General features: G+C 42.1%; 21 protein-coding genes and 1 pseudogene. 3 read left to right on the top strand and 19 right to left on the bottom strand.

Annotation, left to right across the window (positions count from 1 at the left end; all coding sequences use genetic code 11):
* Window positions 1–148: 148 nt before the first annotated feature.
* Window positions 149–688: a DUF3332 domain-containing protein gene (locus AB6E08_RS01430; protein WP_372063917.1), complete on the bottom strand. Its 540-nt coding sequence runs from the start codon at window positions 686–688 to the stop codon at window positions 149–151.
* 260 nt (window positions 689–948) lie between these two features.
* Here AB6E08_RS01430 and AB6E08_RS01425 point away from each other — a divergent pair, with 260 nt between their 5' ends.
* The gene (locus tag AB6E08_RS01425) at window positions 949–1,995 is read left to right on the top strand and encodes a succinylglutamate desuccinylase/aspartoacylase family protein (RefSeq protein ID WP_017099524.1); all 1,047 of its coding nucleotides are present in this window, start codon (window positions 949–951) and stop codon (window positions 1,993–1,995) included.
* A 170-nt stretch (window positions 1,996–2,165) separates the two neighbouring features.
* Here AB6E08_RS01425 and AB6E08_RS01420 read toward each other — a convergent pair whose 3' ends face one another.
* Window positions 2,166–2,483 (bottom strand): DUF3622 domain-containing protein, encoded by a 318-nt coding sequence (locus AB6E08_RS01420; protein ID WP_009847480.1) that lies wholly within the window; start codon window positions 2,481–2,483, stop codon window positions 2,166–2,168.
* Window positions 2,484–2,831: 348 nt separating this feature from the next.
* Window positions 2,832–4,016 (bottom strand): NnrS family protein, encoded by a 1,185-nt coding sequence (locus AB6E08_RS01415; protein ID WP_029223096.1) that lies wholly within the window; start codon window positions 4,014–4,016, stop codon window positions 2,832–2,834.
* A 306-nt stretch (window positions 4,017–4,322) separates the two neighbouring features.
* On the opposite strand from AB6E08_RS01415, the gene AB6E08_RS01410 reads away from it, so the two are divergent.
* Window positions 4,323–4,877: a gamma-glutamylcyclotransferase family protein gene (locus tag AB6E08_RS01410; protein ID WP_017099525.1), complete on the top strand. Its 555-nt coding sequence runs from the start codon at window positions 4,323–4,325 to the stop codon at window positions 4,875–4,877.
* Between the two features lie 367 nt (window positions 4,878–5,244).
* Here AB6E08_RS01410 and AB6E08_RS01405 read toward each other — a convergent pair whose 3' ends face one another.
* Entirely contained in the window at window positions 5,245–6,171 is a 927-nt protein-coding gene (locus AB6E08_RS01405) for a LysR family transcriptional regulator (RefSeq protein ID WP_017099526.1), read from the bottom strand.
* A gap of 100 nt (window positions 6,172–6,271) precedes the next feature.
* Between AB6E08_RS01405 and chrA the strand changes: the two genes are divergently transcribed.
* Window positions 6,272–7,420: a chromate efflux transporter gene (gene chrA, locus AB6E08_RS01400; RefSeq protein WP_372063920.1), complete on the top strand. Its 1,149-nt coding sequence runs from the start codon at window positions 6,272–6,274 to the stop codon at window positions 7,418–7,420.
* A gap of 100 nt (window positions 7,421–7,520) precedes the next feature.
* Here the strand turns inward: chrA and AB6E08_RS01395 are convergent, their stop codons facing one another.
* From AB6E08_RS01395 to AB6E08_RS01325, 15 genes and pseudogenes are all read right to left on the bottom strand, one after another.
* Window positions 7,521–8,231 (bottom strand): class I SAM-dependent methyltransferase, encoded by a 711-nt coding sequence (locus AB6E08_RS01395; RefSeq protein WP_017099527.1) that lies wholly within the window; start codon window positions 8,229–8,231, stop codon window positions 7,521–7,523.
* A gap of 9 nt (window positions 8,232–8,240) precedes the next feature.
* A complete protein-coding gene (locus AB6E08_RS01390) occupies window positions 8,241–9,170 on the bottom strand; it encodes a glycosyltransferase family 2 protein (RefSeq protein WP_017099528.1) in 930 nt (309 codons plus the stop codon).
* Entirely contained in the window at window positions 9,167–10,939 is a 1,773-nt protein-coding gene (locus AB6E08_RS01385) for a hypothetical protein (RefSeq protein ID WP_017099529.1), read from the bottom strand. Before AB6E08_RS01385 ends, AB6E08_RS01390 begins: the two co-directional genes overlap by 4 nt.
* A gap of 26 nt (window positions 10,940–10,965) precedes the next feature.
* Window positions 10,966–11,970: a lipopolysaccharide assembly protein LapB gene (locus AB6E08_RS01380; protein ID WP_102249115.1), complete on the bottom strand. Its 1,005-nt coding sequence runs from the start codon at window positions 11,968–11,970 to the stop codon at window positions 10,966–10,968.
* On the bottom strand, window positions 11,967–12,938 hold the full coding sequence (locus tag AB6E08_RS01375) for a type II secretion system F family protein (protein ID WP_012604666.1): 972 nt from the start codon (window positions 12,936–12,938) through the stop codon (window positions 11,967–11,969). The genes AB6E08_RS01380 and AB6E08_RS01375 overlap by 4 nt, the downstream gene beginning before the upstream one ends.
* Window positions 12,939–12,941: 3 nt before the next feature.
* Window positions 12,942–13,907, bottom strand: coding sequence for a type II secretion system F family protein (locus AB6E08_RS01370; protein ID WP_012604667.1), 966 nt, complete (start codon window positions 13,905–13,907; stop codon window positions 12,942–12,944).
* Between the two features lie 9 nt (window positions 13,908–13,916).
* Window positions 13,917–15,368, bottom strand: a complete 1,452-nt coding sequence (locus AB6E08_RS01365; protein ID WP_372063923.1) for a CpaF family protein — start codon at window positions 15,366–15,368, stop codon at window positions 13,917–13,919.
* Between the two features lie 33 nt (window positions 15,369–15,401).
* Window positions 15,402–16,616 (bottom strand): AAA family ATPase, encoded by a 1,215-nt coding sequence (locus AB6E08_RS01360; protein WP_012604669.1) that lies wholly within the window; start codon window positions 16,614–16,616, stop codon window positions 15,402–15,404.
* A gap of 24 nt (window positions 16,617–16,640) precedes the next feature.
* Entirely contained in the window at window positions 16,641–17,132 is a 492-nt protein-coding gene (locus AB6E08_RS01355; RefSeq protein WP_029223094.1) for a TadE/TadG family type IV pilus assembly protein, read from the bottom strand.
* Window positions 17,132–17,560 (bottom strand): TadE/TadG family type IV pilus assembly protein, encoded by a 429-nt coding sequence (locus AB6E08_RS01350; RefSeq protein ID WP_372063925.1) that lies wholly within the window; start codon window positions 17,558–17,560, stop codon window positions 17,132–17,134. Before AB6E08_RS01350 ends, AB6E08_RS01355 begins: the two co-directional genes overlap by 1 nt.
* 2 nt (window positions 17,561–17,562) lie before the next feature.
* Entirely contained in the window at window positions 17,563–18,831 is a 1,269-nt protein-coding gene (locus tag AB6E08_RS01345; RefSeq protein ID WP_102579748.1) for a TadE/TadG family type IV pilus assembly protein, read from the bottom strand.
* 16 nt (window positions 18,832–18,847) lie between these two features.
* A complete protein-coding gene (locus tag AB6E08_RS01340; protein ID WP_029223092.1) occupies window positions 18,848–19,117 on the bottom strand; it encodes a hypothetical protein in 270 nt (89 codons plus the stop codon).
* Window positions 19,107–20,561 carry a type II and III secretion system protein family protein gene (locus AB6E08_RS01335; RefSeq protein WP_012604674.1) on the bottom strand — a complete coding sequence of 485 codons (1,455 nt, stop codon included), beginning with the start codon at window positions 20,559–20,561 and terminating at the stop codon, window positions 19,107–19,109. Before AB6E08_RS01335 ends, AB6E08_RS01340 begins: the two co-directional genes overlap by 11 nt.
* An 8-nt stretch (window positions 20,562–20,569) precedes the next feature.
* On the bottom strand, window positions 20,570–21,319 hold the full coding sequence (gene cpaB, locus AB6E08_RS01330) for a Flp pilus assembly protein CpaB (RefSeq protein ID WP_017099533.1): 750 nt from the start codon (window positions 21,317–21,319) through the stop codon (window positions 20,570–20,572).
* Window positions 21,312–22,089, bottom strand: a pseudogene (locus AB6E08_RS01325) (AAA family ATPase); the annotation flags it as partial. The pseudogene AB6E08_RS01325 and the gene cpaB, both read right to left, overlap by 8 nt.

The raw sequence follows: 22,089 nt of genomic DNA, 5'->3' as shown, positions 1-22,089 counted from the left end.
TAAATGGTGTTTCCAATAAATAGGGCTCTTCACTAAATAGCACTTTTCAGTAAACACCGTTTATAGACACAAAATAAAACAGGTACTCAATGAGTACCTGTTTTTGTATCCAATCTTTGTAGCTATGTACTTGTGACTAAATAAACAATTAAGCGCGTGAAGCCGCGTAGCTTTCTAACTCATCAATTGAAGTTTGTGCTACTACTTCGCCGTCGATGAAATATGTCACCATCTCACCATCACGAACTCCGATCAATGTCGCACGCTCACCAGACTGGTAAGTGATGTCCATTTGGATCGTGTTTTCGTCGATCTGCTGCATTTGACCTTTCTCAATCATATCAGCACTCGTAATCGGACCCATTGGTGCTTCAGTCAGTGACTTATCAAGCTGATTGTTGATATCAAGGTAAGTATCAATCTTAGTATCAAATATATGCGGTGCACCTGTTAGTGGGTTGCTGCCCGTCCAGAACTCTAGTGAGTTGAATACCAAGTAATCAGCTGCAACTGTTAGACCGTAAGCCGGTGCAAGCAATATGTTCAAACCACCACGAGCGTAACGGTTATCAACGGCTTTAAGGTTGAACTTCATTAGGTAACCCGTTACTGCATTGCTACCAACACAGCCAGATAAAGCAACAGATACCACCGCTAGTGCTACAACTTTTGAAATTGTTTTTTTCATTTTCATCTCGATATTTGAATTTGGCCGCCAAAAAATGGCGGTGGATAATAGCAACCAACCAAATGACAAATATCAGTGTACTGTCAGAAAAACCACAATTTGAAACACCCTATAATGAGTCAAATTAAAACTGGAAGCTTATTTATAGACAGCTCCATAGAAAACTTTTGTCGTCACCGTAAACCGATTGATTCGTACTAAAAATCAACGATTGGTACATTCCGTGTTAACGAATTATCACCATGTTGAGAACAATCTAAATGGCAAGACTAAAACCTAATCAACCATTCGAATTACTTGGTTATACTGTTCAGCCAGGACAACGAATGGAGATTGAACTGCAAGCGGCTCAGCTTTACACGCACTCTCCACTTTCGATCCCGATTGAAATTATTCACGGTCGCCAAGCAGGCCCAACACTGATGGTAAATGCGGCTATCCACGGCGATGAGCTAAACGGTGTTGAGATTGCACGACAACTGACCAATGCGATTGATCCAAAGAAACTGAAAGGTACCTTGATTGTTGTGCCTATCGTTAACGTGTTTGGCTTTATCCATAAATCTCGTTACCTACCAGACCGTCGTGACCTAAACCGTTGCTTCCCTGGCAGTGAGAAAGGATCGCTAACATCACGCATCGCTTACACTTTCTTTGAGAATGTGGCGAAGCACTGTGATTTTATTTTGGATCTACACACAGGTGCGATTCACCGTACTAACTTGCCACAGATCCGTGCAAACCTGTCGAACCCAGAAACATTGCGCATCGCAAAAGCGTTCGCAACACCAGTGATCATTGACTCACCACTGCGTGACGGATCACTTCGTAGCGAAGCGGAAAAATTGGGTATCCCTGTATTAACTTACGAAGGTGGTGAAGCGTTGCGTTTTGATCACCTAGCGATTCGTGCGGGTTACCTTGGCGTGCATCAAGTGATGAAAGAAATCGGCATGCTGCGCCCAAACCGTAAAAAGTTGCCAGAGCCAGTGTTGAGCAAATCCACCAGCTGGATCCGCGCTGAGTCAGACGGTATTTTGCGTAACATGGTGAGACTTGGCGAACAAGTTGAAGCAGGACAAACCCTAGCTTACATAAGCTCTCCGTTAGGTCACCAAGAAGGCCAAGTGATCACAACCAAAGGCGGTATCGTGATTGGCCAACAAACTCTACCGTTGGTGAACGAAGGTGACGCAGTATTTCACATTGCTTACTTCAAACAAGATGACGATGAAGTGGGACAATCAGTTGATAGCTATATTGAAGAAGTAGCGGAAGATGATTGGCTAACGGCGCTTAACAACTAATCAATGACATGTAGTCACTAGCAAGAAGTGGCTACATTTTCGAAAATAAACTCCACAAACTAAAAAGCCCCAATACACTTTTGACTAGAAAGAAAAAAGTTATATTGGGGCTTTTTTTACTTGTCCCTTATCTTAAAATTAAGGAACCTGTAAATTAATTAAGAGCTGGATTACTCAGCGTCTTCTTGCTCTTCTTCACGAGCTTTTGCGCGTGCTTCACGTGCTTGCTCAGCTTTAAGCTCTTTAGTATGACGTAGTTCGTCACGCTCTTTACGCTGCTCTGATTTACGCTCGTTACGTTCAGCTTGGTTTGCGATGAAAGATGCTAGCTCTTTCTCTGCCCACTCTTGTGCTAGAGCTTCAGTTTCAAAACCAGACTCACGCTTAGATACTGTTGTGCTGCGAGACGTTACTTGACGAGTAATCTCTGCACACCAACCGTTGCGTTTTTCTGTAAGGCGGATATCAAATTTTTTGTTCTTAGACATGTTCTATTTTTTCCTAAGGGAGATCATTAAGGGATCGGTCAACTTTGATAACTCCATCTAAGTGAGCATCTTTTAACACCATCCCTTGGTAAGCGCGGTATTAGAGCACAAATCAATGAATATTGCTGCAAATATTTGCAGCGGATCACACTCCAGTGCTGTAAATCGTGTGTGCCGGATTTCAATGGGTTCGTAACTCTCCGATTCACCATCAACTTCTATGCTATTTTATCGACAACAATGAAATGAACGGTTCTCAAACAGAGACAAATTAAAGCGATAACTAGCTGCGATCAAAAAGGGAAGCTCAGTGCTTCCCTTTAAAAATGTGTTAGAAAATCAATACGCTTACCCCGGATGACCATCCACTCTTGGTGTTAACAGCATCATGCCAAACTTCCAGATAAACAGACCAAACGCCAACGTCCATAAACCCGCGCTGATGTTGACCATCTCAAATAAGTAAGCAGGGAAGAAAGTGACACCTAAACTACGAACTAATGCCGCGATAAAGATAGCCGAGAACGCCAGCGCCATACTTGGCCCTTTATAGATAGCACGGCCTGTGTGTCCCATGGTGACACGTGTGATCATCGCAAGAATGAGCCCGCTCAAACCGCCAATCGCAAACAGGTGCAGCATGTTATGGCTTGCAAATGGGTTATCTAACAAGCCTCTTAGCAACAAGCTCAAAGGAATACACAAATAAGCCGCATGCAGTGACCACACCAAAGGCTCAGACAACGTTGTCCAAGGCTTCCAACGAACAAAACGCACCAACTGAATCACACCTGCAAACACCATCAACTCATTGCCCACTTGAGCAAAGGTCAACGGGAAGAAGCTCAGCACAAACAATCCAACCAAAGGCAGGTTCGCTAGCCATTCCAACCAAACCAGTGGTTGTGCTTTTTCAAAGTCAAAACGACGGGCCGTGAAGAACGGGATAACTCGTCCACCCATTACGGATAATAGCAAGGTAAACCACCATAACATTGCGTGCCATACTGCAGACGATGGGAATGGAGGCATGCCTTTAATCGTCGCGTAACTAGCAAAGTTGGCGACGATAGCCAATATAAACAGCGGCACAAAAAACAAGTTCTTCCAGCCTTTCGATTTCACGACACGGAAACCAATCTCGTAAGCGGCAAAGATCAAGAACAACGCTTCAACCGATGAGATTAACCACAATGGCGCCGGTGTCCAAAATAGAATACGAGGTGCGAGCCACAAACCAACGAGCGCTGCTAATCGATAATGTTTAGTTCCGTTGACTCCCGTCCACGTTTGCACCGCAGTCAGAACAAAACCAACCACAATCGCCATAGAAAAACCAAACAGCATTTCATGTACATGCCACCAAAGCGCGGGGACTTTTAACACTTCAGGCTGACCATTTTGGAACATGACAACCCAAGCGACGATAGCAATCACGGCATAGAGACTGCCAAGAAAGAAGAAAGGTCTAAAACCTAAACGAAGATAAGCTGGAATCGCATCTTCTACGCTTTTATCTGTGATATTTAACAAACTCATTCCTCATTTCAGATAACAAGCCAAGTGTGGCTTATATTGAATTGCTACCAATAGCCAAATTCAAGGTGCAGTAATCATCACCGCAATATTGCCTAACACAAAGCATGAAACGCGCCAAAGATATAAAACCAATAAAAACAAGCAACAAGGTGTATTTAGAGAACAAAAAAGTGTCAATTAAACACACCACAAAAAGTCATTTAGACTCGAATATGTGTAAAATAAAAACTACTGACATTTGATGAAGCCAAACATATAGTAAGACTAGTCTCAAATACAAAAGAACAGACAGGGAACGCGATGTATATTTTTGGTTATGGTAGCTTGATCAACTCCTCTTCTCGTCAACTCACAGGTCAAACAGGACAAGCTATTCCTGCGATAGTGCACGGCCTAGTGCGTCACTGGAGTAAAATCGACGACAGCTATGTTTTGTCACCGTTGATCGTCAATCTTGGTGAGGGACAAGTGAATGGTGTTTTGCTTGAGGTCGATGATGTTGCGTTGGCTGAATTTGATCGTCGTGAACGCGGTTATCACCGAATCGAATTGAAAGCCGATCAGATAGAGAGCCAAACTGACTTTATAACGGATCAATCGATCTGGGTATACATCAAAGACGAGATTGAAGCGCCTTGTGAAAACAGCCCTATCGTTCAAACCTATGTTGATACTGTCATGGCAGGATGTTTAGAGGTGTCTGAAAGCTTTGCTGCGCACTTTGTGGAACATACACAAGGTTGGCACCATCCATTAGAAAATGATCGCCACCAGCCGAAATACGGCAACCTTGCTGGGGTTTCTGATCACCACCACAGTGTGATTGATGGCTTGATACTGACCGTTCGTAGCTAGTTGATACTCATAATTTGTCGGTCTACATAGCTCGTTGCTCTTAGTCAGTTAACTCGACCGTTAACTGTTCTAAATCGGGGTTAAACAACTCAAACCTGTAAACACCTAAGAGATTAGAGCTAACTTAGAACAAAAGAAAAAGCGCTAGGGGGAGCTAGCGCTTTTAAGACCAACTAAGTCCGTTTAGCCTGGTAGTTTTTTCAGCTATATCATTAGGATATAATCAATTTTTTTACTTAGGTAAATCAAAAAGCCTATTCTTTACGACTGCTTTTAGTCGTAAATTAAGTATAGTCGGGTTCTTATAATAATCCGGATTTTTCTAAAAATAATTCGCATAAAATTGATGACCGAACAACTGCTGCAACTATGCAGCAACCACAGATGAAACGGCTTGTGTAAAAAGCTTTCTAAGTAGCTTATTTTTATCATCTAAATGCTTAGCCTTGCGATAGATGAGCTGTATATCAAAATCAGGCACATCGATAGGTGGCTCCACTGCTACCACGGTATCTTGGTCTTGAGTATCATTGCGTGCCACCAGTTTGGGGACGATACACAATAACTCCCTACCTCTTATCAAACGTTTTACTGTTAAAAAATTACTTGAAGATATAGCGACTTTTCGACTGAAACCTAGCTCAGCCAATCGAATATCAACACCTGTTTTTAGAGCCCCCGCAGGAGAAACCAATGCATGTTCTACAGACACAAACTGATCTAAAGACATTGGTTGTTCAATAGATAAAACCGACTGATCGAACAAACACACATGTTGCTCTGTATACAAATGCTTGGTTCGATAAGGCTTTGGTACCTCACCAAAACTGCCGATCGCCATATCAAGCTTGGCGTCTTCAAATACTTGCTGATAGTTACTCCGGTTTACATTGAACAGCACGACTTGCGAATTAGGAGAGGATTGCTTGATGAGGTCAAACAATGCTGGCGCGAACATCTGCTCAGCATAATCGGTAAGACCAATCTTCCAAGTCCCTTTATAAGTCGCGGCATCAAACGATTTAGACAGTAACACCTCTGACTGGATGGTATTGAGCAGAGCTTCTACCGTACTGGACAGTTCAATGGCTCGATCGGTCGCCTCCATCTTGCTACCGACACGCTCAAACAGAGGGTCATCAAACAACTTTCGTAGCCTTTGTAAACTATGACTCATCGCAGACTGGCTGACATAACAACGTTCAGCCGCTTTGCTCACACTGTTCGTTTTATACAGTGCCTGTAGTGCAATCAATAAGTTAAGGTCAATTCCTTTCCAGTTAAAATCAGCCACAAATCAATCCCATATCATTCATAGTTATAATTAAAACAATTAATTTGAATCATAGTTCAACTCCACCTAAATTACGCTAAACATTTATCTGGAATCGATCATGCTTTCAATTTTTAAAACCTTTTTCTGGCTTGGCTGGATTAGCTTCGGTGGACCAGCGGCACACATTGGCTACTTCCGTAAAACCTTTGTTGAGAAACTGAATTGGTTATCCGACGAAGAGTACGGGCAAATTGTCGCCCTCAGTCAATTTCTTCCGGGTCCAGGCTCAAGTCAGGTTGGCTTCGCGGTTGGTTACAAAAAAGGTGGCTTAACCGGTGCGATTGCCGCATTTGTCGGTTTCACCTCCCCTTCTGTCATCCTAATGTTGATATTGGCCTTAGTGAGCAACCAGTTGTTGGAAGCACCGCTTTTCATTTCAATCATCCACGGACTTAAGCTACTCGCGGTCGTGGTTGTAGCTGACGCCACTTTCGGCATGTACAAAAACTTTTGCCAATCAAAGATGGCAACAGCACTGTGTGTGATCACCGCGATTGTTCTACTTTTGATTCCAGGGATCTGGCCTCAAGCCTTAGTACTCCTATTTGCAGCGATGGTTGGCAGTAAGTTCTTAACCTCGCAAGACTTAAAAACAACGCCTTCGACACATAAGATATCCATAACACCGCTAGTGATTTTTGTAGCACTACTGATTGGTTTACCTCTATTCAGTGCTTACTCTCAAGGCATTGAAGTATTTGGCTTGTTCTACCAAGCAGGCAGCTTGGTATTCGGTGGCGGGCACGTGGTTCTTCCTCTGCTACAAAATGGTATTGGTGATCAACTGTCCCAAGATACCTTCCTAACAGGCTATGCCGCTGCGCAAGCTGTACCTGGCCCAATGTTTACATTAGCCACTTATCTAGGCTATGTGTTGATGCCATCGGCACCGATTACAGGTGCACTGCTCGCAACAGTTGCGGTGTTCTTACCGGGTTTCTTATTGCTACTGGCTGTACTGAAGAATTGGCAGGCGATTGCAAGCAAGCCTTTGGTGGCAGGTGCGCTTACCGGTGTGAATGCAGCAGTTGTTGGTCTATTGCTTGCGGCCCTGTATCAACCCATCTTCACAAGCGCAGTGAGCAGCGGCATAGACTTCGCTCTGATCATTGTTGGTGTGTGGTTATTAAAAACCGTAAAGGTCCCGATTGTAGGGTTAGTGGGTGTGTTTATGTTGTTTGGCGCAATTACAGGTTTGGCGATCTAAGCTATCAATTAATAGACAGACAAATAAGAAGTGAGAGGTTTGATCGCTTACTTCTTGTTTTCCCGCTCTTCTTTCAAAAACTAAAAGCATCTTTTACTTCCTATAGTGGTTTAACCCCGTGGAAGTTAAAGAACAAATTGCAATCAATAAGCGGTACAAAGCTCAGCGGCCAAAATGATTTTTGGTGTTCAGGAAGGTAATACCTTAAGAAAGCGATTAAGTTATTACATGGATTGACATGCTCTCTCGCCATAATGTAATCGTAATGCCACCCCTTCTGTAAGGCGTGTTTTCTTGTCGTCATATAACGGCCTATTTTCCAAGCGACCCCAGGATCGGTAGGAATCAAAATAGACAGAGTGCCTCCAGGCTTTAACACTCGTAACCACTCTTTGATCACCAAATGAGGCTCGTATAGGTGCTCCAATATATGAGTTGCGATCACGCGCTCGAAGCTATTGCTTTCAAAATCTAACTCACAAGCATTAGTTACGTTAAAAGTGAGTTTGTCATAAGAATTGATACGACTGAGTTGCTCTTTTGCCACCTCAAGAGCCGCAGCATCGCCATCACTCACGATATACTCGTCAAAGGTGTGTTTGACGTGCAGCAAGTGTTCACCTGTACCGGAGCCCACTTCTAACACTCTCGAAAAGTGTTCACTTTCACCAAATGGCTTTTCACATGCTATGTGGCCAGCTCTCATCACATAACCCGTTGTATTGCCGTTATAAACTCGCTCATCATATTCGTCACTGAAACGGGACAAATAATCGATCCACTCTTTGTCTTCATCCTTGCTTGTTCTCATGCTTGATTCCTATTCAGATAGCGTTTTATCACTCGTTCTTAATATAGAAAGAATCCTCATCTCTCGCCTACCTCGTGATACGTTGTCGAGTATCAACCCACAGAAAAAAGACATCACCGCTATCAACGCAATTGAGCTAGACAAAATCGCAGTAGGCACCCTTTCGACGAGCCCAGTATCGATGAAGTCGATGATAACGGGGATTCCTAAAACCAATGAAATGAAGCAAAGCAACATAGACAACACGCCAAAGAAAAACATTGGCTTTACATCTCTCAATAAGAACAAAATGAAATTGAGAATTTTGAGCCCATCACTAAAGGTATTCAATTTACTGGCTGTGCCTTCAGGCCTTGATTGATATTGCGTCGAAACTTCTTTGATTGGCATATTATGATGTAGCGCATGAACGGTAAGCTCTGTTTCTATTTGGAAGCCATCACTGAAAATGGGTACGGTTTTGACAAATCGATGGCTCATAATTCGATAACCAGAAAACACATCACTCAATTGAGCATTGAATGCTAAATTAATCAGCGATGAAAACAGCTTATTTCCTAGGATATGCCCTTTGGGATAAGCCATTGAAGCTCGCTCTCGACTTCCAATAATCATATCGAGTTTTTCATTATCCAATTGTTCGATCAGCGCAGGGCATATTGACGCATCGTAAGTGTCATCACCATCAGCCATCACATAGATATCAGCATCAATATCAGAGAACATTCTCCTGACAACCTCCCCTTTACCTTGGCGAGGCTCATGTCGAACAATAGCCCCAGCTTTCAAGGCCTCGTTTACCGTGTTGTCGGTTGAGTTGTTGTCATACACATAAATAGACGCATCAGGTAAAGCCTGCTTAAAAGACATAACTGTCTTTCCGATAGCACCCGCTTCATTAAAACATGGGAGTAATACTGCAACTTTTATACTATTCATAAACTCTCCCTAACCCTAAATATTCGGTAGCCATCAGGAACATCGTCATATATGGTCTCCAACCAGCTGGGAACATTTGAGCTGTATAATTTGTTTATAAGAGCCTCTTCACTTGCTGATTTTTTCAAAACCATTAAATGGGCGTCATTTCCTATAACAATATAATCAATGTTCTTAGCTTGGATTTCGTCCTTGGCTAAACTCATATCCCCCTCTAACATAACCTCTATAAGAAATTGATTACCAACGATATTTCTATGATAAGGAGCTGCAATTATGCGGTTATTAGTGCGGGCCAACACAGGTGCTCCCGTCTCAATTCCTGTTAGAATAACCTTTGATTCGATGCCCTTTTCTTCCAATACTCTAAATAGAGTTTTCTTGTCATTTTCAATTGTATTTCGTTCAAAATCATCATTACCAACCGCTATCACTAGAAATGCCATTACTAATGGAGCTCCTAATAATATAATCAACACTTTAAATATTGAATATTTTACAAACTCAGACAACCTTATAACTACATAAGCCTGAAAAGGGCTTGATAAAATAAAACATAATCTTATCACCCTAACCTGCCAGAATATGGCAAGGAATAAATTCAATACGAAAATAATATACAATATTGTACAATGATGATTATTAACTCTAAAAAAAGGATACAATAAAGCAGGGATGACCAGTAACACATAATTATCAATAGATAATAATCCATTCTCACTTATATACTGAAAAATTGATTTAGCTTCAGAAACATGGTCAAGCCAATAAGTCTGAAGTATAGGTGGATAATCGACAAACAAAGCACTGGTAATATTTGGATATAACAAAGCTACTGGAGTCACATATCCAACACCCAATATAACAAACACAAATGAACGCAACCCAAAAGGCCAACTATCAAATTTAAACCAATTGTAATTATTAACAAAAGCCCAACCAACAAAAAACAAAACCACAATAACAAATGACACTTCATCGTACTTAAAATCAAAGAACTCATTATAAGGTCTGTTTAATAAAACGGAGATAACAACTGAAACACAGCAGAACAGATATAGCCTTGATACATAAACAAACCAACTCTTGCTAACAAAAAAACAATACACAGTGTAGACGATAAAAAAAATCGCAAACAAAAGGATATTGTCTAACCCAGTCCATAACGACAATGCCAATAGAATAGATTGAGCATACACTCGCCATAATTGATTAATTTGACTTACAGTTATAGGTGTTAGAGATAGGAACAAGATAGCCAAAATAAGCTGAATATTATGATGATCTATGGAGCCAGGAATAAAATGCATAACCGATGGGGAAAACAGAGCAAACATCATGCTCAAAAACCGATAGCGCTCTCCGAAGTAGTGGTTACATAAATAGAAGCATGACAGTGAATAGAGGAGTAGATAAAGCAAAGGTACAATAGAAATAGACAGTGAATAAGCGGTACTTTCATCCACAACAAACAATAAAGGATACGCAATAACAGAAAGTATCAGATCGGGGAATCGGGACCAATGGATAACAATACCATCAGCGGCATTGAAATTATCCATTGGTTTTAGATACCAGCGCCCACTATTCATCCAATCTTGAAATTGAACAAAGCGCATGTAATCGTCATTATCATTTAAAACCAGTGTTGAGATACTCTCCCATTTATAGAAAAATATCGCAGTCGCACACAGCAGCCAAACAACAGAAATAATGATGATATCTTTATTAAAACTTTCACTCTTAGGCAAGATGAATATCCTTTTCATTAACCCAAAGATAATAATTTAAGTCGTTACTGCTCCATCTCTCTTACCTCAGATAACGCTCTATTTAAGTTGTCATTCGCCACTTTATAATAAGATGCTTTTTTATCGATAGCTTGTTGTAGATAGGGAATGGCTTCGTCAGGCTTACCCTGCAAAATTAAAAAATAACCGACATTATTCAAAGCTTCAGGAGCTTCCATGTGTCTCATAAAAACGTTGGTTGCCTTTTTGATATCCCCGGCAGCCAAGTAAATAAGCGCAAGGTTGTTTTGAGCCTTTTCATTATTAGGTTCTATCTCTAAAGCCGAACGAGTGTATTGATACGCTTCCTTGTAATTGCCATACATGTAGTGGGAGTACCCCATATTCAACAAAGCTTTAACTGAACTTTTGTCTATTGTCAGTGATTTTTTAAAGTACTCTTGCGCTATCTGGTGTTTTCCATCGACATCTTCCAGCACACCTATCCCCATGAAAGCTAATTCGGGAGACATGCTATCAACCTTCAAACCAGCCACTTCACTTTGACTTAAGGCTTGGTAATTTTTAATTGTTTCACTACTTTTTAAACGAACTTGATCTGCATTAATCGCTTTAAAGAAATAACTCCGCCCTTCCTCTTTGCGACGCTGCTTTGTATACAAAACACCTAATTGCTCTAGGACTTCGGTATGTGCAGGGTTAAAATCTAATGCTGCTAAATAAGCTTTCTCGGATAGTGCATAGTTACCACGAGATGAATGAATTTGGCCTATCGTAAAAAGCGTTTTATCGTGAAACTCTTTCTCAGGAAAGGATAGAGAGCGAATATATTCATAAAGGGCCAAATCGATATTGTTATCCCTCAATGCTACATCACCACGCATAATGGCTTCTTTCTCACTCAGTGGAGGGTCATCACTGCTTAAGGTATCGATTGGTTTACCTGAATACAACTCTGCATCAAATTGGTTTGTCGGCTCATCCGAGGATGCACAACCAAGAATAACGAACACTAATAAAGCTAGAAAATATCTACTCACTCGTATCATAAACTTACTCCTGGTGCACCAAGTGCATCAATAACAATAATGATCCCAGGCCCTAACGCGACAATAAAAAAGCAAGGCCAAATAAACAACAACATAGGGAACAACATTTTAGTCGGTATCTTGGCCGCGATTTCTTCAGCAGCTTGCTGACGCTTATCTCGAAAATCTACCGTATAATCACGAAGAGTCTGCGCTAAGCTTCCCCCCATTCTAGACGCATGAGAAAGCAAAGAAACCAACCCCTCTAATTCGACTAGCCCCGTCCGGTCAATGAACTGCCTTAGCGCATCTGGCATGGTGACACCTGCTTGTATCTTGGCAAAAACAGTCTCCAATTCATCGGCTAACTCTGGCTGAGAAACATAAAGCTCAGAAGCAACTCGTCCAAGTGCTGCATTAAAGCCTAGACCAGATTCCGTACAAACTACAAGAAGATCAAGAGCATCTGGTACACCATTTCTAATTTTCTTCTGTCGCTCTTTTTGCAACTTGCTCAAGATAATATTGGGAGTGAAAGTCCCAAGAAAGACGCAGGTCATGATCAATAAATTATTGTAGCTACCACCGAATGAGATGTAATAAACCATAAAGCCCGCGATGATACCGACCAAACTCGATAACACTTTCAATGCATAAAAAACCGATAACGCATTTTTTTCATGAAAGCCTGCATGCATCAACTTTTGTGAGTAGGTTTCATTATCCTTTTTATTACCTTTACTAATAAAAGGACTCAGCGACTCCAACGTATTAGAGAAGTCATAAGGCTTTCTATTATTGGGTGAACCCGTTTCTGATATCTGTTTGAGCTTTTTATCTAAAGGGGATCGGGTTCCCAAAATAAACAACCCTAGAGTCAATGTTAACAAAATGGTGGTAAGCAAAATCATTACGTAGATAACCATCTGAGAGCTGACTCCAAAGTCCGCTAACATTTGCTTCCAAACTTCAATGTTTAATAATTCCATAGGTTAAATCTCTATGCTGATGATTCGCTTAATCCATAGGGCTCCAATCGCTAAAAGTACGATACCAACACTGACCATTGAAACGCCGCGAGGGTCATTATAAAGCGGCTCAATATAATCTGGATTCGCCACTTTTAAAGCAAAAAACAAACCAAATGGGGATAAGGTTAATATCCATGCTGATAGCCGACTTTCAGCAGAAAGCGTTTTTATTTTCCTTTCTAGCTTAAAGCGAGATCTTAGAACTTCGGATACTTTTTGAAGATTTTCGGAGAGGTTACCCCCCGTTTCTTTCTGCAACATTACGGCACTAGAAAAAGCTAACATTGATACGGTGGGGACACGCTCTGCCATTTGTAAGATAGCCAAACGTAAATCGTAACCATAGTTAAGTAGGTTATAGGTATTTTTAAACTCGGCACCGATAGGGTCAGGGAGTTCTTCACCAACCTCATTGAATGATTGAATTAGCGGCTGCCCAGCTTGTAATGCTCGTCGAATAATATCCAACGCTTCAGGGAGCTGCTCTTCAAATCGAGCCATTCGATAACTCACTCGATTTTGCACATACAGGTAAGCAACAACCCAGACAGCAATGAATGCAGTTAGGCTAATGAACCACTCTTGTTGAGTCATTATTGATATCAGAGTGAGCGACACACCGCATAGAGCAACAATGAGTAAAAAGCGACTTAGCGAAACTCTAATACCGGCTAACTCCAACATCCGTTTTAAGCCAGCAAAATAAGGGATAACGATGAGCTTGCGATCTAATGGGGATAAGTCTTTATTATAATGCTCTTTGAGTAGCGATAAGCTCTCTTCATCGATATTACGTTGGGTCTCTTTCAAACGTCGAGAAAGCTCTTTATGCTTAGCTTTTTTCCCCGCAGCAGGCAATAACAAAGCTTGGGAGATAAAAAGCACCGCGATGAATAATAGGCCGAGTGAAACACTTACATTATCCATAATATCTCCTTAACCATGAGTCTCAGTGAAGAGCTCGAAAGGCAGATCGAGTCCACGTTTAACTAACTGGTCATGATATTGAGGTACGACCCCCGTCGCAGTGAAATAGCCGATAATATTGCCATCTTCATCAATACCTTTACGTTGAAAACGGAAAATTTCCGACATGGTAATCACCTCCCCCTCCATGCCGTTGATCTCTTGAATGCTCACCATACGGCGCTTACCATCTTCTTGTCGCTCCATTTGAACAACAAGGTGGATAGCCGAAGCAATTTGGGCTCTTAAGTTTTTGGTTGAAATGTTCCAACCAGCCATAGAGAACATGTTTTCAACACGGCTTAAGGCATCTCGGGGGGTATTGGCGTGAATAGTTGCAAGAGACCCATCGTGACCAGTATTCATTGCCGCCAACATATCAACGGCTTCGCTACCACGCACCTCACCAACCACAATTCGGTCTGGTCGCATACGTAAGGTGTTTTTGACCAACTCTCTCTGACTAATCTCCCCTTTCCCTTCTAAGTTAGCAGGGCGGGTTTCTAGGCGAATAACATGGGGCTGTTGAAGTTGTAACTCTGCAGAGTCTTCTATAGTAATGATTCGTTGGTCTCGAGGGATGAAACCAGAAAAGATATTCAGTGTGGTTGTTTTCCCTGACCCCGTCCCTCCTGAAATCAAGATATTAAGTTCTCCTTTCACGGCAGCTTCGACAAACTTAGCCATTTGAGGCGAGACGGAGTCGTAGCTAATCAAGTTATCCATCGTCAAACGATCAACGGCAAAACGACGGATTGAAACGGAAGGACCATCAAGAGCCAAAGGAGGGATAATGGCGTTAACACGTGACCCATCAACTAAGCGCGCATCTACCATAGGTGATGCTTCATCTATCCGACGCCCTACCTGACTTACTATGCGATCAATAATGTTTCTCAGGTGACGGTCATTCAGAAAAGTGTATGGCGTTTTTTCGAGTTTACCCCTTCGCTCAACGTAAACACTTTTAGGGCCGTTGACTAATATATCGGAGACCGTTTGATCGGCTAATAGAGGCTCAAGCGGCCCAAGGCCAAAAACCTCATCTTCTATCTGCTTGATAACCCGCTTACGCCCTTCGGCACTGAGTGCATGGCTCCCATCGTCAGCCATCAATTGTACGATGGCTTCATGTAGGTCTAGCTTAGCTCGCTCTTTTTCCAAGCTTGAAAGCAACCCTAAGTCTAACGTTTCAAGGAGCTGCTTATGGAAAAAGTGTTTAATTGATAGCTCTTGCTCGAGAACTTTCCGAGCCTCATCAATCGCCTTTTCTTTTTCTACATGAGCTTCTGCACTGCGAGAGTGGCTAGACACCTCAACGCTTGATAAACGTTCAACAGGATTGGCATCTTCTGAATCATGCGAAATCTGTTCTACTCTTTTTTCAAACTCTGGATTTACATTTTTTCGTTTAAAGAACATCACAATCCCTCGCGTTTACTTTTTATCAACCCATTATGAAAACAGCTTTTTCAGCCACCCTTTCTCTTCCTGCTCTGGTGGTGAAAGAATGTGTGACAAATCGATAATAGAGCGAGTAATAGAACTTTTCTTTCTCGACTGAACTAGCGGTTGCCCCAAGTTGGCACTCTCTAATGCAACTTTGAAATCATTAGGCATAAGGTGTATGTCATGCTTACCTACCGCCTGTTCAATATCTTTTAATTTAATTGAGTGTCGCTTTTCATAACGGTTCAGAATGACCTCAATAGAATCACTTTGTAAGCCATACTCAAATTTCAGAGACTTAATGAGTCGACTTGTGTTTTTGACTGACACTAGGCTCTGTTGCAAAACAAGAAGCACCTTTGTTGCTGGTGATATTGCGGATGCAAACACATGGTCTAATCCTCTAGAGAGGTCAATGATCACATATGGGTAAAAACGGCGTAATATAGGAAGCAATCGGCCTATTTTCTGTGCCTGTTCAAAGTCATCAGCATTGTTCTCATGCTTAAAGCTTAGAACATGTAAGCCAGATTCGTGCTTATTTACCAAAGTTCCCAACGATATTTCATCTAGGTCATTCGAACTATTGATCGCATCCGAAACACTATAAGTAGGAACAATATTTAAATAATCAGGAATCACACCAAATTGAAGGTCGATATCAAGTAACAAAACCTCACCGGGGTGCTGACTGGCCATCTCAATAGCGGTATTCAACGCCAAGGTGGTCGCCCCCATTCCCCCCTTGGTGTTTAAAAACAGAATAAACTCACCGTAGCTTGAGTTCTCAAGCTTTTCGGCCGCCGTTTTCTTGAGCAGTGGGAGCAAATCAGAAAGCGTCACGTTGTGAGATAAGAAATCAGAAGCCCCTAGACGCAGCGCGATTTTTAATGAGCCATTGTCACTTTCATCACCGAGTACAACTAAAGATAAATCTTGTTCTTCTAGCGATAGATCATAACCCTGTAGCTCAACCATTTTTTGAGCCCAGTTGCCATGTGCTTCAACAAAAATAAGTTCTGGAACATCGGCACTTTTTAAGTACTCCTCACTCATTGCTCCGAGAGAAAATGATGTCACATGCACATTTCGACATTTCTTCAGCTCTTGGCTCATGTGTGAGAGAAAACCCTCAGTACTGTAGATCAACCAGACTTTTAGGTTTGTTCTCAAACGCGTAATATCGTTCTCATTAGGCGTGATTTTGATCGCTTCCCCCATACCGCTACTCCTGTATAAAATAACTTATGGACACCGATTCCGAGTTTCGGAGTCCGCCCTTACCACACCTAAACTTTCTGCAGGTAAGATGGTTTCAAATGAGGGAGCAGCCAAGTAACCACTCGTACCTAAAAAACTCAAATTATCAATTAATTGAATTCCGTACCCTGTCGCTCGTGCCCTTACAAATTTAATGCTACTAAAGACAGGATCCGTATCATAACCAGATGTAATTTCATTCCCACTCACATCTAAATATGCAACTTCCAAATTCGCCGCGGTAAAACCAACAAGAGGGAGATCAGCAACAACCATTCCCGCGATATTGTCCCTATCAGCAACGTAGCAAACCGTGGCTAACCTTGCTGCCTTTCTGGTCGCTTCACTGACCATTTGAAGCGAAAATATGTAAGCACCCAGCGCTAAAATAAGGAAGACCAAGAGAAAGACTAGCCAAGACACTATGGTAAATTCGATAATAGCGATGCCTTTAATACGCCCTTTGTACCGTTTCATCACAACACCCTCATTATCGAAGAGACACTAATCGGAATAGAAAAGCTCGCCGAAGAAAACGGGATCGACACAAAGTGAGGAATATAATTGTAGGTCACACTCACACGTACATAGCTATCTGTATTCGGTGGGCTAATTGTCACGTCAGAAACAACTAAATTCGACAATATCGCCGTTCCAGCTGTGTTTTGACCATAAACCACCACATTCTGTATTTCTGACGACAGAGCCAGCGTTCCACCTTTGGTTCCATAGACTTCACTAACCGCATAGCGGGCGCCATTTTGAACGGATTTAGATATCACATTGTAGTGAATCATCATATTGCCCAGTTCAAGCACTAATATAAGGAAGAACAGCAATACAGGAGTCGCGATTACCATCTCGATAGCAGCAAAGCCACGATTAGATTTAATTAAAGGTTTCATAATCAAGACTCCCCACTATCAGGATCCTTATACAAAACAATCTTATAAGTTCCTTCCGTTGTTGATTCTGTACTACCTGAACCACCAACCACACTACAGGAGTGAATGAACTCACCAAAGACGGCTGGTGTACCTGAGTTATTAGTTGGTGCTTTTTGCAACAAGAAAAAACAACCAATTTTATTCACAGTAAAGTCAGTGGCACCACCACTTTTACCTGTGCAATCCACCATAGGTATCGGTAAAATACGACGCCAAGCGACACCATTTGCTGCGCACCCTGAACCATTACTTGCTATACATGCGTTGGTATCAGCTTCATATTGCGCGTAGGTATAAGTGCCATCAAAATCGATATCCCCTGTACTTGCATCAATCGTAATCTCATCGCTAGGCTCTGTAGTTATGTAGTCAGAAGGGTAATCTGATGCCGTTAAGCCACCACCATAATCGCCAAAACGAGTATTCAAGCCATCGCCTGTTGGGCCAACCGTGCCGCCAGGTTTGGTCGTGATATCTTCACCAATTTTAACGGGTTGGTCATAACTACCACCTAACCCCTCTTTTATAGCCTTACCACCAGACCCAAAGTCTAATAAATGATAATTACCGTTACCCATTTCAGATAAGCTACTGTCACCCACCTTCAATGCATGGACAGTCCCGACTTCATAACCAAACACGCTCGTTATTGCATCGCCAGTAACGTCATGATATCCATCTTCAGGATCGACGTCGTTGTCCGAAGTTCCGTCACCAATGCAAACCCCAATAGGCACAACGTTATTGACAACCTCTTGCCCGGAGCTTGGCCCAGCGACGGCACTTGCTGAAACCTCTTTTACTAGTCCAAACATTTGAATAAAGAACTCATCCATATCCAACGAATCTACTCGAACGCGTACATATACATCATCGTCATCACCGAAGGTGGCTGTTCCAGTAAAATCCTGAGGATCGTTAGAGTAATCAATGTTTATGGAAGCGGTGGTAAAATCAATCTCATGATTCCCTGTTGACGCTGCCATTGCATTTAACGCAGTGCCTATTTCAGCATCCACCGCATCTTTGTCTTTACTATTGTCCAGTATGGTTGCTGCAGCTAACGCCGCTGAATCTACGGCATTTTGTAAGCGTGTTTTATTAACCAGCATATGGTTAACATCTACAGCCAACGCTGACACAGCTAAGAAAACAAGCAGAGCAGCGGTAACTAATACGACAACTAAGCCTTGCTGTTTTCTGGGACTTTTTGATACTCGATACAACATATGAGTACCTCCAGATTTAGTTAAATTCTTCTAAGATCTGGCTACTACTTCCAGACAGTTCGTTTTCACCTCTGCCTACATATCTATCGTAACCAGTCTGCATCCGCTCCCCTGTACCATCCGGTACCACGAGTAAATTCTCTTGGGTCGCATTAGGGTTATACGTTTGTTCTGTTTTTACGAGTGCTACCGAATGCCCTAAACGAGCATCATTAGCACAGCCAACTAACACCATTACGAGAAAGACCATCATTATTCTAATCATATCTATCTCCTTATAAATCATGTCCAAATGAGCCTTCGCTACCACCATCTGTTGGTGATATTCCCTGTGAAGCTTGAGATTGCTCTGAATCCGATTCAGACGGTTCAGCGATATAAGCGCTTCGACCTAATAAGTAATATTCCAGATCATTCGGATCAACAAAGGCGTCTGTTGGTAACGTTACTTTACTTCGGTCAATAGGACTCGCAAGTCGAGGGGTGACAAGAATGACAAGTTCTGTTTCACCAGATACATACTCTTGACTATTAAAGAGTTGCCCTAAGATGGGGACATCACCAATACCCGGCATTTTGTTACTCACATCCCTAACATTCTCGCTGAGCAACCCAGCAATACCAATAGTTTGTCCGTCGGCTAGCTCAAGCGTCGATGACGCGCTTCGACGAGTAATTGGTGGGATAAAGTAGGTCGCATTGGTTGTTCCTGGGTCAATCGTTAACGAGCTGCTATTGGCAATTTCACTCACATCAACAGCCAAGTTTAGATTGATCTTTTTATCACTCAGAACCGTTGGGATAAATTTCAATCCAACTCCATACTCTTTATATTCAATCGTAATGCCATCTTCATCTGGCACAGGGATAGGGAATTCACCACCCGCTAAAAACTCAGCTTTGGAGCCACTTAATGCCGTTAAGTTAGGCTCAGCTAATACTTTCGCCACACCATTCTGTTTGGCTACATCCAGGGCGAATGTAAACAGGGTATTACTATCAATAAACGAGCCTAAAATGCCGTAATCAGTAGAGGTTGGAATATCAAAGATTGGCGTAGCCCCTAGAACACCAGCAGGAACTGACGACGCCCCCCAAGAAATATTCGATCCGCTCGTTTGGAAGAAGTGAAAGTTTGCATCAAATTTTCTCACCAAGCTTCTTTGAACCTCGGCAACCGTCACTTCCAACATAACTTGTTGAGCACCACCAATAGACATCAAGTTGATAACACCTGTCGCTGCAGCTTGCTCGCTACCACTTTCCTTCGATTCATCAGCCGTTTCACCCGAAGAGTAGGTTTCTGCTATTCGCATCGCTACATTCATTTGTTGCTGATTACTCACCTGCCCACTCAGCAGCAAGCGATTCTGGGCACTGTGCACCTCTATAGTTTCATCAGGAAGAAACTCATATAACTTCGCTTTTAAGCTATTAAGATCATGAGTGACTTCGATGTTGATCGATTCAATCAGCTGGCCACGGGAGTCCCACGCCATTAGGTTAGTAGCACCTAATTTTTTTCCGATTAAAAACAGCTCGCTCGATTTCAACATCACAATATCAAGTACATCAGGATCACCAAGCGACACTTTGCTCGCTTTCCCTGACAACACCACATGTGTTGATTTGTGATGAGGAACCGTTACCGTTTTACCCGTTTGTAGAGCAGCAAAGCTCAGTGTAGAGAAACAAACAAAGCTCAAAATACACGTTATTATTATTTTCATAACTCACCTCAATCCTTGACGCGAACACTAGATGCTTGAGTACCTTTAATGATCGTCACACTCGGCTTAGGTACGTATCGACGAACAACCTTTTTCTCAACTTCATGAGGGTTTCTCAGTGTCAGTTGAATACTGCCTTTACTCTTCGCTGTTAAAAGTTTTTCAGCATCTTTAGGTGAAACCTCTAATGTCACAGCTCGTACGATAATAGGACTGTTTTCATTCGTTTTTGCCGTTTGGTCTACTGCCAATACCTTGATATCTTTCAACACGGTACGAGTTGCTGCTGAGTTTTTGCTGTAAGAAACGGTGCTAAGTATGTCAACTTTATTACCTGGTAATAGAAAACCAGCCACACCAATAACATCATCCACTCGTATTGTTACCGCACGTTTATTCTCAGGTATTAATGCAGCAAGCGTTGAGCCTTCTCCTGGAATAGTAAAACGCATTTTATGAAGCACTTCTCCAGCATAAATAGTATTGGCCACCACTTTGCCAACCAATTCAGAAGCATCGGAAAAATTATTTTCATTAATCCAATCAACTTCCATCAACTTTGTCGCTAAGAACTGCTCCTCAATAATGGTTCCAGCTTCAATTTCTTGTGATGCCACCACGACTGGATGACGCTCCACAGTTTCAACTTCAACGGTTGGTTGAACTTGATCTTCCATCCACTGCTTAGCAAAAAATACAGCCGCTAAGCCAAATACTACGGACAGTAAAAACAGTAGGAAAACTTGACTCTTATTCATTATTTTCTTCCTCGTGTCCATCAGAGGTAAAATAGACTTCCCATGCCATGGAAAGAATATCGAAGGTAATAACAGGCGGGAGTTGTTCAAACGAAAGAATATCTTTGCTTATACCAACGAGATCTTTCGGTAAACATGGGAAAAGTGGCACCTTAAGAAGCGTGTGCATTTGAGACAAACGCTCAAAGAATCCATCTTGAAGCTCTACTTCTTTATCAGCAACGACGCTCATCCATAAAGCTTCATAGTCTCGTTGGTTAAGTGGCTTGAATTCAATCTTGTAACCTAAACGACGCAAAAAGGCAGGGTCGCTTATTTTCTTGGGATTTAGATTGGTAGAGAAGGCCAGCGTTAATACAAATGGCATCGTTATCTGCTGACCATTAGGCAGCGACAAATAATCGAATGAGTACTCCATCGGTACTATCCAACGATTAAGAAGCGCATCCACAGGCATGGGCTGACGACCAAGGTCATCAATGATAAAAATCCCATTGTTTGCCATCATTTGAACTGGAGCTAACCAGACTCGACTATTTTCTGAGTGATTGACTTCAAGCATATCCATCGTCAGTTCTCCCCCAACCTGGATATTGGGTCTTTCACAATTAAGCCAACGCTTGTCGTACTGATCTTTGAGGGAAATACTTTGATCGCTGCCGTTACTATCCAACGGCTTATGATGTTGCGCCGAGAACACCTTGATCTTACGAATCCCCTCATAATCAGGCGTAAAAACAATGAGGTAGACGCGCATCGCCGTCTTTGAT

The sequence above is a fragment of the Vibrio sp. 10N.247.310.24 genome, assembly GCF_041467175.1.
Lineage (GTDB): Bacteria > Pseudomonadota > Gammaproteobacteria > Enterobacterales > Vibrionaceae > Vibrio > Vibrio tasmaniensis_A.
This window is presented reverse-complemented; position numbering and strand designations above follow the sequence as displayed.